Genomic DNA, 13,620 nt, shown 5'->3' with positions numbered 1-13,620 from the left:
GCCCCTGCCCCCCCAGTCCGTGCTCCCGCAGGCCTTGCCCCCACGGGACCCGCCGCCCGAAGCGCAGTCCGCGTGGCACCGCACGCTGCCCGGCTGGGCGATGCAGGGCGCTCCGGTGCTGGGCGCGCTGCTGGCCATGTGGATGGGCCTGCTCGTGGGGAGCAGCAACACGTTCGCGGTGGAGCTCAGCTCGTCGCCCGCGGGCGCCACCATCCGCGTGGACGGCCGGGAGCTGTCGGAGACGACGCCCACGCTCATCAGCCAGCTTCCCTCGGACGTCGAGCACGTGCTGGAGGTGTCGCTGCCGGGCCAGGTGCCCTGGAGCCAGCGCGTGAAGGCCGAGCGCGGCACCACGCTCGCGGTCCATGCCCGCCTGACGCCGAAGCGCCCGCCAGCGCCCCGCGCCAACCCCCGCGCCAGCACCGGGCAGGCCGCCACGTCCGGCGCCCGCTACGCGGAGGGCGGACCGTTCGTGCTCAGCGCCACCGCGCACGCCTTCCGCGTGCCCCAGTCCGTCGCGGCGCGCATGCGGTTGGACCCTTCCCGCACGTATGGCCTGCGCGTGGAGGGGCGCGTGTCCCTGGGCGGACCGATGCCGGTGGCCCAGGCGGCCTACTTCCTGGAGGGCGGCGAGGCGCTGCCCGCCATCGACAGCTTCGGCGTGGTGGGCGGCGAGGAGGTGCTGCTGCAGAACACCTCCGTCCTCTACGTGTTCCTCTGGGACGGCCACCCCGACGACAACCGGGGCGCCCTCCATGTCCACGTGCGCGAGCAGACCAGCGGCGCCGTCACCACCCTGCTGCTGGATCCGCGCCGCTACTCCGTCGCGCCCACGGAGCAGGAGGCCTTCACCCTGCGGGAGCTGGATGCCGCCACCACCTACCGCGTCGTCGTGCGCGCCCCCGCGGAGCCTGCGCGCACCCGGGGCTTCGCTGGCGGCGCGGTGGATCAGGTGCTCGCGCTCCACGGCGCGGGGGACGGCCCGGCCACCGGGCCCGGCACCCTGGAGGTGCTGGGCGTCAACCAGCCCACGGTGATTCGGGGCGCGCGCTGGCTGCGGCTCGCGTTCCCGGACGACGACCCGGGCGACAACACCGGCGGCCTCACCCTGGAAGTGACGCCGGTGGCGCCATTGAACCACCAGCAGCTCGGGCAGTAGCGCGCGGTCGCGGACGGCCTTGCCGCGCCACGGGTCGCTACAGGGCGGGGGCGACCTGTCGCAGAAAAATTGATCATCCGGGCGTCGCCCCTACCCTGGGCCGCAACGGAGGACGCTCATGAAGAAGCTGATGGCGGTGCTGGCGCTGGGAGTCGCGGTGTTGTCCACGGTGGGCCTTTCCACTCGGGTGGACGCGCAGCCCGGAGGCATGGCGGACGAGGGGCCGACCGATGCCCAGATCGACGCCGTGCTGGACGCCCAGGCGCACGAAGTGATGGGTCAGCTGTTGGAAGCTCAGCGCAATGCCACACGGATGACCAAGCTTCCCCGGTAAACTCGTGGCATCCGGCGAAGCAGGGTGCTACGACCGCCGCTCGCTTTGGTGCTCATCCCACCCGCCCACGAGGGGGACATGCCAGAAGGGTCCGCTGCACTCCAACTCAACGTTGGAGACCGGGTCGTCTACCCCAACCAGGGGGTCTGCCGCGTCGCCGCCATCGACGTGAAGGAGGTGGCCGGGCAGAAGCTCACGTTCGTCACCATGCGCCGTGAGGAAGACGGTGCCGTCGTCATGGTGCCGGAAGGCAAGATCCTCTCCATTGGTGTGCGCAAGGTCGCCAGCGCCGCCGACGTGGAGGAGATCTACGCGTTCCTGCGCTCGGACAGCGACAAGGCCGACCTGGATTGGAAGCAACGCGCGCGCACCAACCTGGACCGCATGACCCAGGGCGGAATCCTGGGCCTGGCGGAGGTCGTCAAGGGCCTCCAGGTCCTGAGCGAGCTGCGTCCACTGCCCACCAAGGAGCGCGAGCTCTACGACAACGCCCGGCACCTGCTGGTGATGGAGGTCGCCGCCGCACTGGGCACCGCCGAAGCCAACGCCGAGGACTCCATCGACATCGTCCTCTTCCCGCCAGGTCGCGAGCGCCCCAAGCGCACCGCGGCCGAGTTCGCGCGGCCCGGAGGCGAAGACGAGGACCTGGACCTCGACAGCGACCTCATGGGTCTGGAGGGCGGAGAGCTGGACCTGCCTTCGGACGAGGAGCCGCCCGCCGAGCCCGAGGAGGAGTCCGCCGAGGAGGGCGCGGAGGAGGAGGAAGGCGGCGAGGAGGCGTCCGAGGACGCTCCGAAGAAGCGCGGCCGTCCCCCCAAGGCGAAGCCCGCCGAGGAGGGCGAGCCCGCGGCCCCGAAGAAGCGCGGCCGTCCGCCCAAGCCCAAGCCGGAGGTCACGGCGGAGAGTGCCGCCGAGCCCGCCGCCCCGAAGAAGCGGGGTCGTCCGCCCAAGGCCAGGCCGCCTGAAGGCGCCGAACCCGCGGAGCCCGCCGCGCCCAAGAAGCGTGGCCGTCCGCCCAAGGCCAAGCCGCCCGAGGGCGAGTGAACCGCTCAACTTCCCGCCGAGGTGACGCCCCGTGATTCGCGTCGTGACGCTGGACCCTTTTGACGACAAGCAGCTCGCCAAGTTCAACCGCACGCTCTACACGGCCTTCGGCGTGGGCAGCGAGCACAGCGGCTCCGCGGAGGTGCCCTCGGGCATGTCCGAGCCGCTGGACGCGGAGAAGCTCCTGGACGAGGTGAAGGGCATCCGGGCCTACAAGGACGACAAGGTGCTGCTGCTCACCTCGCGCAAGCTGAAGGACCGGGAGCTGCCCAGCGGCAAGGCGCCCACGGTCGGCTTTGCCCGCTACGGCAAGGACCGGGCGGTGCTCACCATCGCGCCCTACAAGGACCTGGAGACGGGCTACAAGGCCATCGCGCGCCACGCGCTGCACCAACTGGGCACGCTCTGGGAGCTGCACCACTGCCTGGATCCGCGCTGCTCGATGTACCCACCCTGGACGCCGTCCTTCAACCAGGGCGACCACATCTTCTGCACCTTCTGCCGCGAAAAGAGCGAGCAGAAGATCCGTCTTGCCAAGTCCTAGGCCCCTGCGCGCCCTGCCCCTCGTGGAGTTGGGGGGCCTGCTGCTCGTCGCGCTCCTGTGCCTCGCCTTCCAGCTGCGGCTGCCGGGCCGCCTCCCCTCCGACGCGGACACGCGCGCCGTGGCGGAGGTGCTGGCCCGGGACGCGCGCCCCGGGGACGGCGTGCTGCTGTTCCCCTGGTGGACCGAGCGCGCCCGTCTCTTCGTGCCGCCCACCCTCCCCGTGCACGGCTGGCTCGATTCCGACAGGGCCGACCTGAGCGAGCACCCGCGCCTCTGGGTGCTGGGCCAGCCGGAGCTGCCCCGCTCCGACGCGAAGGCGTTCGACGCGGCCTTCCTTCCCGGGCGCAAGGCGCTGGGCCCGGAGACGCGCCACGGCCCGCTGTCCCTGCGCCTCTATGAGAACGGCCGCCACCGCCCCCGCCGCTGGGTGGCCTCCGAAGCCATGAGCCAGGCGCGCGTGTACCTGGAGCAGCCGCAAGGAAATCGCATCGACTGTCCGTTCGACGGGCGCGTGCACCGCTGCCCCGGCCCGGCGCACCTGTACGTCGCGCCGGAGTGGCATGAAGTCCTCTACGAGCCCCGGCACTGCCTCTGGATGCACGCGCCGGGAGGGCCGCAGCGGCTGGTGGCGGAGTTCGACGGCGTCCCCGCCGGCCTGGGCCTGCGCCTGGAGGGCGGCATCATCTTCGAGTTCGCGCACCCGAAGGACCCGCGCCTGAGCACCGCGCACCTGGGTGTGGACGACGCGGCCAGCGGCGAGCGCCTCCTGGACGTGCCCATTCCTCCGGGCCGCGAGGGCGTGCAGAAGGCGGAGGTGGTGCTGCCACCCGGACCGCCGCGCACGGTGAAAGTGTTTGTGCAGGCGGACAACGCGGAGTCGCGGCAGGTGTGCCTGGACGTGATGGCGCTGGAGCCGGCGGTGGGGGTGCGGCCATGACGGGCCGGGCAGCGACGCGCGACGAGAAGCTCGCGGCCCTGGCGCTGTGGGTGCTGGCCTTCGCGGCCCTGTGGAGCACCGAGGCCGCGGTGGGCTTCACGCGCGACGAGAGCGTCTACTTCGCGGCGGCGGAGGGCTACGCGAGCTGGTTCCGGCTGCTCGTGCGCGCGCCCGCGCAGGCCTTCACCGACAGCGCCATCGTGCGCGCGTGGGACTACAACCACGAGCACCCGGTGCTGATGAAGACGCTGTTCGGGTTGAGCCACCTGCTCTTCCACGACGGCCTGGGGCTGCGCAGCGCGGCGGCCTTCCGCCTCCCCGCGTTCGCGATGGCGGCGCTGGTGCCCTCGCTCTGCTTCCTGCTGGGCACCGCGCTGTACGGCCGCACCGCGGGGTGGTTCGCCGCCCTCTCCTTCCTGCTCGTGCCCCGGCAGTACTTCAACGCGGAGCTGGCGGCCTTCGACATGCCGGTGGCCGCGATGTGGCTGCTCGTCGTGTACTGCTTCTGGCGCGCGCTGGAGGACACCCGCTGGGGCGTCCTGTGCGGCGTGGCGTTCGGCCTGGCGCTCGCGACGAAGCACAACGCCCTCTTCCTGCCCTTCGTGCTGACGCCGTTCGCGCTGTGGCGGGCATGGAGCGAAAGCGAGGGCTCACCGGAGGCCCGCGTGCGGCTTACCCGCTTCGTGGGGCTGTTCGCGGCGGTGGCGGTGCTCTACGGCCTGCTCCTCGTGTTCCTGGGCGGAGGCGCCGCGTTCCAGAAGAAGTTCCTGCTCCTGAGTCCGCACACGCTGTTCTTCGTGGGGCTCGCGGTGGGCAGCGCGTGGATGCTGAGGGACCTGCGCTCCGTGAGCCTCCCGGTGACGCGGGCGCTGATGCCGGTGGCCGCGATGGCGGTGCTGGGCCCGGTGCTCTTCTACCTGCACTGGCCCTACCTGTGGCACGCGCCGGTGGACCGCACCGCGTGGTACCTGGCCTTCCACGCGACGCACAACCACTACGCCTGGTTCTACCTGGGCACGCTGATGCGCGGGCCGCCCTTCCCGCTCACCTACGTGGTGGTGAAGACGGCGCTGACGGTGCCCACCAGCCTCTTCGCGCCCATGGTGACGGGGTTCGCCGCGCTCGTGGGCCGCGCGCTGTTGAGCCTGAGCGCGCGCACGCGGGAGTGGGTGCGGATGCCCACGGCCACCGAGGCCCTGGTGGGCGTCAACGCGGTGACGTCCATCCTCGTCATCAGCCACCCCCAGGTCCCGCACTTCGGCGGCGTGAAGCACTGGTTCCCGTCCATGCCCTTCCTGGGCATCCTCGCGGGCGCGGCGGTGGCGCGCGGGTGCTTCGCGCTGTGGGAGCTGCTCAAGGCGCGCCGCCCTTCCCTGCCCTCGCTCGCCGTGACGGTGCCGGTGTTCGCGCTGCTGCTCGTGCCCGCCCTGCTGGGGCTGGTGCGGGTGTTCCCCTACGGGACGGCGGCGTACTCGGAGCTGGCGGGTGGGCTGCCGGGCGCGGCGACGCTGGGCATGCAGCGGCAGTTCTGGTCCAGCCACGTGACGGGCGTGCTGCCGTGGATCAACGAACACGCGAAGCCGGGCGCGCGCATCTACCTGCACGAGGTGAACGGGTTCTCGTTCCGCGACTACCAGCGCAACGGGATGCTGCGCACCGACGTGCGCCCGGTGAACAGCCCGGCCGACGCGGACATCGTCGCGTACCAGTACCACCAGGAGTTTCGCGAGCACGAGTTCCTCACGTGGCAGGCCTTCGGCACGCGCACGCCCGCGACGGGGCTGTACCTGGACGAAACGCCGCAGGTCATCGTCTACCAGCGCCCCGAATAGGCCCCGCCCGGGGATGACGCGGCAAGCCATGTGCACGACCATGCATTCGGCGCCCGCATGTGCGTGTCCGGGCGCGGTCGTGGGCTGGACACTGCGTGCCCCAGGGTAGGATTCCAGGGTTTTCCATTCCACCATCCCTGGGAGGGACTCATGACGCGCTGGACGGTCTTGCTCGCGGTGCTGGCGTTGGGCGGCGCAGCCTGCGACGGAGCGAAGTCGCCCGACAAGTCCGCACGGGTCCAGTTGAAGAAGACGGGCGCGGCGACGATGGAGGTCATCCCCTCCGAGGGCCAGCTTCCCTACTGCCTGCTGTACACGATGTCCGAGAAGGGCGTCATCCGGCAGCTCACGCTCACGCGCGAGAACCGCTCCATCCGCTGCGACGCGAACAAGCCCGTCGCCAACACCAGCTTCCGCGTGCCCGTGCAGGAGGGGAAGGTGCGCGTCTACGTCTTCTTCTCCGACGAGCGCGTGCAGGCGGGCCCGGTGGCGCAGCAGCTCTACGACTTGCGCGACAAGGAGCGCGTCACCGCCATGGACATGCGCCTGCCGGGACGCGTCTTCGTGGAGACGCTGGAGTTCACCCCGGAGACGGGCGAGCCCGAGATGACGGGCGGCGTGGTGGGCGCGGGCGGCGTGGTGACCTCCGACGGAGGCACCGGCGCCGTGGGCGGCGGGGGCAGCATGGTGCCCGTGGAGCCCAACACCGACTGAGCCCGGACGCGAAGAAGCCCGAGGGTGGATGACCCGCCCCCGGGCTTCGTCACGGCTTTTAGCGGCCTGCCCCGGGCTGATCAGTTCAGCCAGCCACCGTTGTAGTTCGAGTGCCGGCGCGCCAGCCGCTCACGCTGCTGCCGCTCCCGCTCCAGCCGCGCCAGCCGCTCGTGCTCCCGGCGCTCGCGCTCCATCCGCACCTGCCGCTCGCGCTCCTGACGTTCCCGCTCCAGCCGGGCCTGACGCTCACGCTCCTGACGCGCGCGCTCCAACCGGGCCTGCCGTTCGCGCTCCTGACGCTCCCGCTCCTGACGCTCGCGCTCCAGGCGGGCCTGACGCTCGCGCGCCTGACGCTCGCGCTGCATGCGGGACTGGTCCTGGCGGCTCACGAGGGGGGAGGCCGTGTGGAAGTCCGCCGCCATCACCGGGGAGCTCGCGACGAGCGCCACCGCCACCACCAGCTTCTTGAGCATTGCCTTCATGACCTGCCTCCGTGAGCCGCGTTGTTGCTGCGTTCTGAACCTTCTGACGGCGCAGGCGCGGCGCGATTCACTCCCGCAAAGGCGAGGGGCCACCCCGATTCCCCTCGGAGCGGCCCCTGGCGAAACAATCTGAAATCAGTACGGCATGAAGTCAGCTCACCACGCCTCGCGGGCCATCACGAGCAGGTCCGCCTCCGTCACCGGACGCGGGTTGCCCTGGTGCGAAGCATCCAGGAACGCCTTCTGCGCGATGTGCTCCAGGTCCTTCTCCTGCACGCCCACGTCGCGCAGCCGCGTGGGGATCCCGACGGCCGCCGCCAGCTTGCGCACGCGGTCGATGGCGTTGCCCGCGAGCACCTCTTCGCGCGCGTTGGACGTGTCCCCCAGCGCGGAGGAGATGCGCGCCAGCCGCGCCGTGCACGCCGCGCGGTTGAACTCCATCACCACCGGCAGGACGATGGCGTTCGCCAGTCCGTGCGGCACGCCGGAGATGGGCGTGAGCGCGTGCGCCAGCGCGTGGCTCGCGCCCAGGCCCTTCTGGAAGGCCATGGCGCCCTCCATCGCCGCCGCCATCATGTCCGTGCGCGCCGCGAGGTCGCGACCCTCCTTCACCGCCGTCTCCAGCGAGCGCCCCACGCGCATCACCCCGTCGATGGCCACCGCGTCCGCGAGCGGATGGAAGCCATTGGCGAGGTACGCCTCGATGCAGTGCGTGAGCGCGTCCATGCCCGTGGCCGCGGTGACGGACGGGGGCAGGCCCAGCGTCAGCTCCGGGTCGATGATGGCCGCTTTGGGCAAGAGGTACGGGCTGAAGATGACCGTCTTGCGGCCCGTGTCCGCGAGCGTCACCACGCCGGAGCGCCCCACCTCGGAGCCCGTGCCGGCCGTCGTGGGAATCGCGATGAGCGGCGGCAAGTCGTCGCGCACGTACTGGTCGCCGCCCTTCGCGTCGTCGTAGCGGCTGAGCGGCGGCTCGTGCGTGGTGAGCAACTGCACGAGCTTGCCCGCGTCCAGCGCGCTGCCACCGCCCAGGGCGATGATGCCGTCGCTCTTGTGCGCGCGGTACGCCTCCAGGCCCGCGAACACGTCACGCTCGGTGGGGTTCGGCTCCACGCGGTCGAAGACGGCGCACTCCAGGCCCGCGGCCTTGAGCACCTCCGTCACGCGCGCGGCGACGCCCGCCTTCACCACGCCCGCGTCCGTCACCAGCAGCGGGCGCTTCATGTTCAACCGCGTCGCGTGCGCGGGCAGGCGCTGGAGCGCGCCCGCGCCGAACACGATGCGCGTGGGCCAGGCCATCTCCGTGACACGGGGCTCCGTGGGAATGTCGAAAGGCTTCATGGGGTCCTCCTCAGATGAGTTCCAGGTAGCGCTCCAGCTCCCAGGAGGTGACCGCCCGCTCGTACTGGCGCACCTCCCACTCGCGGGTGCGCACGAAATGGTCGACGAAGCCTTCGCCCAGCAGCTCCTTCGCACGCTCGCTGTTCTTCAGGAGCGCCACGGCCTCCTTCAGGTTGCGCGGAAGGGGCTTGGTGTTCTGCGCCGCGTAGGCGTTGGAGAGCACCGGCGCGGGCGGTTCAATCTCGTTCTCGATGCCCCACAGGCCGGCGGCCAGGCTCACCGCCATGCCGATGTACGCGTTCATGTCCGCGCCCAGTTGCCGGTACTCGATGCGCATGGACTTGCCGCTGTCACCGATGACGCGGATGGCGCAGGTGCGGTTCTCCAGGCCCCACGTCGCGGTGGTGGGCGCCCAGGTGTTCTCCACGCTGCGCTTGTAGCTGTTGATGGTGGGCCAGTAGAGCGCGGTCAGCTCCGGCATCAGCTCCACCTGCCCGCCGATGTAGTGCCGCATCAGCTGGCTCATCCCGTGCTTCTCCGACGGGTCGTGGAAGAGGTTGTCCTCGCCCTTCAGGTCCCACAGCGACTGGTGCACGTGCCCGGAACAGCCGGGCAGCTTCGGGTCCACCTTCGCCATGAAGCACGCGGACACGCCGTGCCGCGCGCAGATCTCCTTCACCACCGTCTTGAACAGCGCGCCGCGGTCCGCCGCCAGCTCCAGCGTGTCGTAGCGGATGGCGGCCTCGAAGACGCCGGGGCCCGTCTCCGTGTGGAAGCCTTCGATGTTGAGCCCGTACGCGTTGCAGCCGTCGATGATGGCATGCACCAGCGGCGCGTTCATGGACGTGCGCAGCCACGAGTAGCCGAACATGCCCGGCGTCAGCGGCGTGAGCCCCTGGAAGCCCTTGTCGTGCAGGCTCTGCGGGCCCTCCTTGAAGATGAAGAACTCGTACTCGGAGCCGAACTTCGGCAGGAAGCCCAGCTTGCGCGCGCGCTGCCCCATCTTCTGCAGCAGCTGCCGGGGGCTCGCCTCGTAGGGCGTGCCGTCCGGGTTCACGAAGTCGAGCAGGAACGCCGCGGTGTCCGGCTCCCACGGGATGATGCGCGCGGTGGACAGGTCCACCTTCGCGGGCGTGTCCGGGTAGCCCGTGTGCCAGCCCGTCACCTTCGTGTTGTCGAGCAGCTCATCGCGCAGGTCCCACCCGAAGACGACGTCGCAGAAGCCCATGTTGCTCTTCGCGGCGCTCCAGAACTTCTCCAGCGAGATGTACTTGCCGCGCCAGACGCCATCCACGTCCACGCCGCCCACCTTCACCTTGCGGACGCCCTTCTCGTCCATCCACCGGCGCAGGGCGTCCAGGTCGCCCTGCTGGGAGGACGCCGCGCGCTCCGTGCCCTCGCTGCGCTCCTTCGCTCGGGCCCGGCGGGCCATCGCCGGATGGGTGAGCACCTTGGCCTTGGGACGCGACGCCATGGGGACCTTCCTTTTCTTCGTCATGCGGATGTCTTCAGGTGGAACGGGGCGACGGCGGCGCGGGCTTCAGGGCGACGGCAGCTTCGTCCACACGGCCTTCGTCTGGAGGTAGCCATCCAGCGCGTAGTGCGACAGGTCCCGGCCCCAGCCGGATTCCTTGTAGCCACCGAAGGGCGCGGCATCGTCGAACTCGTTGAAGCAGTTGATCCACACCACGCCGCTCTTCACCTGCTTCGCCAGCGCGTGCGCCTTGGCCACGTCGCCCGTCCAGATGGACGCGGCCAGGCCGTAGGGCGTGCCGTTGGCCAGGGCCATGGCCTCCGCGTCGTCGCGGAAGCGCAGGCAGCTGAGCACCGGCCCGAAGATCTCCTCCTGGGCGATCTTCATGTCCGGCTTCACGTCGCCGAAGATGGTGGGCTTCACGAAGCAGCCCTTCGCCTTGAAGCCCTCCGTGTCGCGCCCGCCGCCCGCGAGCAGCTTCGCGCCCTGCTGCTTGCCGCTCTCGATGTAGCCAAGCACCGTGTCCATCTGCTTCTGGCTCACGAGCGCGCCCATCTCCGTGGTCGCATCCAGCGGGTCGCCGACCTTCAGCACGCGGGCCTTCTCCGCGAGCTTCGCGACGAACGCCTCATAGGCGCCTTCGTGCACCAGCACGCGGCTGCCCGCGTTGCACGTCTCACCCTTGTTGCCGAAGATGCCCCAGAAGCACGCGTCCACCGCGCGGTCGAAGTCCGCGTCCGGGTAGATGATCTGCGGGCTCTTGCCGCCCAGCTCCAGCGTCAGCTTCTTCAGGTTGCTCGCGGCGGACGCCTGGAGCAGCCGGCGCGCGGTGCGGCCGGAGCCGGTGAAGGAGATCTTGTCCACGTCCGGGTGCCGCGCGATGGCCTCGCCCGCGGGGTCGCCCAGGCCCGTCACCACGTTGATGACGCCCGGCGGGAAGCCCGCCTCCATCGCCAGCGCGCCCAGCTTCAGCGCGGTGAGCGGCGTGTACTCCGACGGCTTCACCACCACCGTGCAGCCGGCGGCCAGCGCGGGGCCCAGCTTCCAGCCGAGCATGCACGTAGGGTAGTTCCACGGGATGATGGCGCCCACCACGCCCACCGGCTCCTTGAGCGCGTAGGTGTGGAAGGGGCCGTCCACGGGCAGCACCTCGCCCCGGATGCCGCTGGCCATGTCGGCGAAGTTCGCGAGCGTCGCGGCGCCCGGCGCCACGTCGCCCCGGATGGCGTCCTTGAACGTCTTGCCGTTGTTCAGCGACTCGACGAGCGCGAACTCCTCCCGGCGCTCGTAGAGCAGGTCCGCCAGCTTGCGGATGAGCTTCGCGCGCTCGCGGCCCGTCATCTTCCCCCAGGGCCCGGACTCGAAGGCGCGGCGCGCGGCCTTCACGGCGCGGTCCACGTCGGCGGCGGTGCCGGCGGGCACGTCGCACAGCTTCTGCCCGGTGGCGGGGTTGGTCACCGCGAAGGTGCCGCCTTCCACGGGGTCCACATGCTGCCCGTCGATGAACAGCTTGAGCACAGGGAGCTTGGGAGTGAGCGAACGAGCGTCGGTCATGGCGAGGCCTCGGGTGAGCACGGCGCGCGCGCTACGTGAAGTGGCGGGCACCGGACACGGACGGCACGACACGGTAGGAATGGGTCCATGACGCGGCAAGCTGCCCCCATGAAGAACGTCCTGCTGCTGAAAGCCGGCGACGCCGCGGCCTCCGTGCGGCTGTCGGTGGGCGACTACGAGCGGTGGTTTCTGCAAACCATCGGACTGTCCAACCGCCGCTTCGACATCCTCCCGGTGCACCAGGGCGCCCCCCTGCCGAAGAGTGCGCGGGGCTACGACGCGGTGATGATGACGGGCTCGCCCCTGTCGGTGACGCAGCGCGAGCCGTGGATGGAGCGCGCTGGCGCCTTCATGGCGGAGGCGGGCGAGCAGGGCATCCCCGTGCTCGGGGTGTGCTTTGGCCAACAGCTCCTCGCCGAGCAGTACGGCGGACAGGTGACGCGAAACCCCCAGGGCCGCGAGACGGGCACCGTGGAGGTGACGCTCTCCCCGGAGGGACGCGCGGATCCGCTCTTCACCGGACTGCCAGAGCGCTTCGCCGTCCAGGCCACCCACGAGGACATCGTCTCGCGCCTGCCCGAGGGCGCCACGGTGCTCGCGGGCAACGCCAACACCGCATACCAGGCGCTCGCCTTCCGCCCCAACGTGCGCGGCGTGCAGTTCCATCCGGAGATGCCCACGGACGCCATGCGCGCGGTCATCCTCGCCCGCGAGGAGAAGCTGAACGCGCTGGCCCAGGAGAAGGGCGTGCCCTCAGGGGAGTTCGTGCCCCGGCTGCTGTCCGGCATCACCCCCACGCCGCTCGCGCACCGGGTGCTGCTGAACTTCCTCGAACACTTCACCGCCTGAAAGCGGACAGAGGCCCGGCGCGGATCCGGGCCGTGGCGCGGTGCGCTCCCTAGGTTTCCCTCGCGGGACGGGAGCGGCCATGAATCCGTTCGTGATGCAGTACCGGAAGCTGCGGTGTCAGCTGAAGTACCTGACCAGCTACCTGGACCTGGATCCGCGCGGCAATCAGGTCGTGCGGCGCACGGACTTCAAGCGCTGTCCCCGGCCGGTGCTCCTGCTGCATGGCTTCTTCAGCACCCGCCGCGTCCTGGAGGTGCTGGAGCACCGCCTGCGCCGCGAGGGCTACTGCGTCTGGTCCATCCACCTGGGCGGCACGATGGACCGCTTCAACACGCACCGCATCGACGAGCTGGCGCGCAAGGTGCGCGGCAAGGTGGACCGGCTCTACGAGCGCCACCCGGAGATGGGGCCGCTCACCATCATCGGCCACTCCAAGGGCGGCCTCATCGGCACGTACTACGTGAAGCGGCTGGGTGGGGACGCGCGCGTGCGGAGCCTCATCACCCTGGGCACGCCGCACCGGGGCACGCGGATGGCGTACCTGGGGTGCGCGACGCTCGGCTGGTTCAGCCGCAGCATGTGGCAGCTCACGCCCGTGTCCCCCTTCATCAAGAGGCTGGGCGAGGGCGCGTTCCCCCGCCATGTGCGGCTCACGTCCATCTACTCGCGCGACGACGTCATCGCGAAGTACCCCTCCTCCGTGCTGGCCGTGGATGGCCAGCCCAACGTCTTCAACGTGGAGCTGTCCGGCGTGCCCCACGGCGAGCTGCTCACCCGCCGGGCCGTGTGGGAGGTCATCCGGCGCGAGCTGGCCCTGGGCTATGCTGACGACGCGGCGCCCGCGTCTTCCGCCCCGCACCCTCCCCTTCCGGTGGCCCAGGCCGCCGCCGCTGGCCCCTGACACATGCCCTCGCGCTGGGACCACCTCTTCGACCTCAAGCCCATCCCCCTCGTGGACCACCTGCTGGACGAGGTGGCGCGGCTGCTCGCCAAGGACCTCCAGGCGTGGCCGCCGCCCGTCCAGGACCTGGATGCGGCGACCCTGGGCGAGTTCGCCCCGCTGTTCACGGAGGTCACCCGCCGCCCCGACCCGGCCGTCTACACGGAGGCCCTGCGCCTGGCGCGCTGGGACCTGGCCCGCGAGTTCGACGCCTTCGACGACTATGTGCGCAACAAGCGCTACCTGGAGCGGGGCCTGTCCCCGGACGACCGCGTCCCCCTGCTCTTCCTCACCCGCTGGTTGACGGAACAGATGCTGGGCCTGGGTGAAGCCACCCAGGGCCGTATCAAGCGCCCCCTGATGCGCACCTGCCTCGACCGGCTCGAAGCCCAACTGGGTGCCCCGCCCACCCCCGT

At 70.9% G+C, this 13,620-nt stretch carries 14 protein-coding genes; 10 read left to right on the top strand and 4 right to left on the bottom strand.

Annotated features, from left to right (window positions below):
- From D7X12_RS31000 to D7X12_RS30970, 7 genes are all read left to right on the top strand, one after another.
- Positions 1–1,159, top strand: a 1,159-nt coding sequence (locus D7X12_RS31000) for a PEGA domain-containing protein (RefSeq protein WP_120628857.1), incomplete at its 5' end; no start/stop codon positions are given.
- Between the two features lie 118 nt (positions 1,160–1,277).
- Complete coding sequence (locus D7X12_RS30995) at positions 1,278–1,493, top strand: hypothetical protein (protein ID WP_120628855.1); 216 nt, start codon at positions 1,278–1,280, stop codon at positions 1,491–1,493.
- Between the two features lie 78 nt (positions 1,494–1,571).
- Positions 1,572–2,537, top strand: coding sequence for a CarD family transcriptional regulator (locus tag D7X12_RS30990; protein ID WP_120628854.1), 966 nt, complete (start codon positions 1,572–1,574; stop codon positions 2,535–2,537).
- A 31-nt stretch (positions 2,538–2,568) separates the two neighbouring features.
- A complete protein-coding gene (locus D7X12_RS30985) occupies positions 2,569–3,081 on the top strand; it encodes a zinc metalloprotease (protein WP_120628853.1) in 513 nt (170 codons plus the stop codon).
- Positions 3,068–4,018 (top strand): hypothetical protein, encoded by a 951-nt coding sequence (locus D7X12_RS30980; protein ID WP_120628852.1) that lies wholly within the window; start codon positions 3,068–3,070, stop codon positions 4,016–4,018. Before D7X12_RS30985 ends, D7X12_RS30980 begins: the two co-directional genes overlap by 14 nt.
- Positions 4,015–5,850: an ArnT family glycosyltransferase gene (locus tag D7X12_RS30975; protein WP_120628851.1), complete on the top strand. Its 1,836-nt coding sequence runs from the start codon at positions 4,015–4,017 to the stop codon at positions 5,848–5,850. Before D7X12_RS30980 ends, D7X12_RS30975 begins: the two co-directional genes overlap by 4 nt.
- A gap of 150 nt (positions 5,851–6,000) precedes the next feature.
- Complete coding sequence (locus tag D7X12_RS30970) at positions 6,001–6,564, top strand: hypothetical protein (protein WP_120628850.1); 564 nt, start codon at positions 6,001–6,003, stop codon at positions 6,562–6,564.
- A gap of 80 nt (positions 6,565–6,644) precedes the next feature.
- Here D7X12_RS30970 and D7X12_RS30965 read toward each other — a convergent pair whose 3' ends face one another.
- The 4 genes from D7X12_RS30965 to D7X12_RS30950 all read right to left on the bottom strand — a co-directional run bounded on the left by D7X12_RS30965 (position 6,645) and on the right by D7X12_RS30950 (position 11,415).
- Positions 6,645–7,046, bottom strand: a complete 402-nt coding sequence (locus D7X12_RS30965; RefSeq protein WP_147443853.1) for an ATP-dependent DNA helicase — start codon at positions 7,044–7,046, stop codon at positions 6,645–6,647.
- Positions 7,047–7,202: 156 nt separating this feature from the next.
- Positions 7,203–8,387 (bottom strand): iron-containing alcohol dehydrogenase, encoded by a 1,185-nt coding sequence (locus tag D7X12_RS30960; protein WP_120628848.1) that lies wholly within the window; start codon positions 8,385–8,387, stop codon positions 7,203–7,205.
- A gap of 10 nt (positions 8,388–8,397) precedes the next feature.
- The gene (locus D7X12_RS30955; RefSeq protein WP_208719389.1) at positions 8,398–9,861 is read right to left on the bottom strand and encodes a glutamine synthetase family protein; all 1,464 of its coding nucleotides are present in this window, start codon (positions 9,859–9,861) and stop codon (positions 8,398–8,400) included.
- A 66-nt stretch (positions 9,862–9,927) separates the two neighbouring features.
- A complete protein-coding gene (locus D7X12_RS30950; RefSeq protein WP_120628847.1) occupies positions 9,928–11,415 on the bottom strand; it encodes an aldehyde dehydrogenase family protein in 1,488 nt (495 codons plus the stop codon).
- A gap of 87 nt (positions 11,416–11,502) precedes the next feature.
- Here D7X12_RS30950 and D7X12_RS30945 point away from each other — a divergent pair, with 87 nt between their 5' ends.
- The 3 genes from D7X12_RS30945 to D7X12_RS30935 form a co-directional block, all read left to right on the top strand.
- Positions 11,503–12,264 carry a glutamine amidotransferase gene (locus tag D7X12_RS30945; RefSeq protein WP_244224880.1) on the top strand — a complete coding sequence of 254 codons (762 nt, stop codon included), beginning with the start codon at positions 11,503–11,505 and terminating at the stop codon, positions 12,262–12,264.
- 79 nt (positions 12,265–12,343) lie between these two features.
- Complete coding sequence (locus tag D7X12_RS30940) at positions 12,344–13,165, top strand: lipase family alpha/beta hydrolase (protein ID WP_120628845.1); 822 nt, start codon at positions 12,344–12,346, stop codon at positions 13,163–13,165.
- Positions 13,166–13,168: 3 nt separating this feature from the next.
- Positions 13,169–13,620: hypothetical protein (locus D7X12_RS30935; RefSeq protein ID WP_120628844.1), on the top strand; the 452-nt coding region annotated here is incomplete at its 3' end.

It is taken from the genome of Corallococcus sicarius, assembly GCF_003611735.1.
In the GTDB taxonomy this organism is placed as follows: domain Bacteria; phylum Myxococcota; class Myxococcia; order Myxococcales; family Myxococcaceae; genus Corallococcus; species Corallococcus sicarius.
Note: the sequence above shows the minus strand (reverse complement) of the source record. Positions and strands in the feature narration are given on the sequence as shown.

What these genes read in the sequence shown, in the direction of transcription:
- D7X12_RS30995 (WP_120628855.1), top strand. Translation starts at nt 1,278, where the DNA reads ATGAAGAAGCTGATGGCGGTGCTGGCGCTGGGAGTCGCGGTGTTGTCC.
- D7X12_RS30990 (WP_120628854.1), top strand. Translation starts at nt 1,572, where the DNA reads ATGCCAGAAGGGTCCGCTGCACTCCAACTCAACGTTGGAGACCGGGTC.
- D7X12_RS30975 (WP_120628851.1), top strand. Translation starts at nt 4,015, where the DNA reads ATGACGGGCCGGGCAGCGACGCGCGACGAGAAGCTCGCGGCCCTGGCG.
- D7X12_RS30970 (WP_120628850.1), top strand. Translation starts at nt 6,001, where the DNA reads ATGACGCGCTGGACGGTCTTGCTCGCGGTGCTGGCGTTGGGCGGCGCA.
- D7X12_RS30965 (WP_147443853.1), bottom strand. Translation starts at nt 7,046, where the DNA reads ATGAAGGCAATGCTCAAGAAGCTGGTGGTGGCGGTGGCGCTCGTCGCG.
- D7X12_RS30960 (WP_120628848.1), bottom strand. Translation starts at nt 8,387, where the DNA reads ATGAAGCCTTTCGACATTCCCACGGAGCCCCGTGTCACGGAGATGGCC.
- D7X12_RS30955 (WP_208719389.1), bottom strand. Translation starts at nt 9,861, where the DNA reads ATGGCGTCGCGTCCCAAGGCCAAGGTGCTCACCCATCCGGCGATGGCC.
- D7X12_RS30950 (WP_120628847.1), bottom strand. Translation starts at nt 11,415, where the DNA reads ATGACCGACGCTCGTTCGCTCACTCCCAAGCTCCCTGTGCTCAAGCTG.
- D7X12_RS30945 (WP_244224880.1), top strand. Translation starts at nt 11,503, where the DNA reads ATGACGCGGCAAGCTGCCCCCATGAAGAACGTCCTGCTGCTGAAAGCC.
- D7X12_RS30940 (WP_120628845.1), top strand. Translation starts at nt 12,344, where the DNA reads ATGAATCCGTTCGTGATGCAGTACCGGAAGCTGCGGTGTCAGCTGAAG.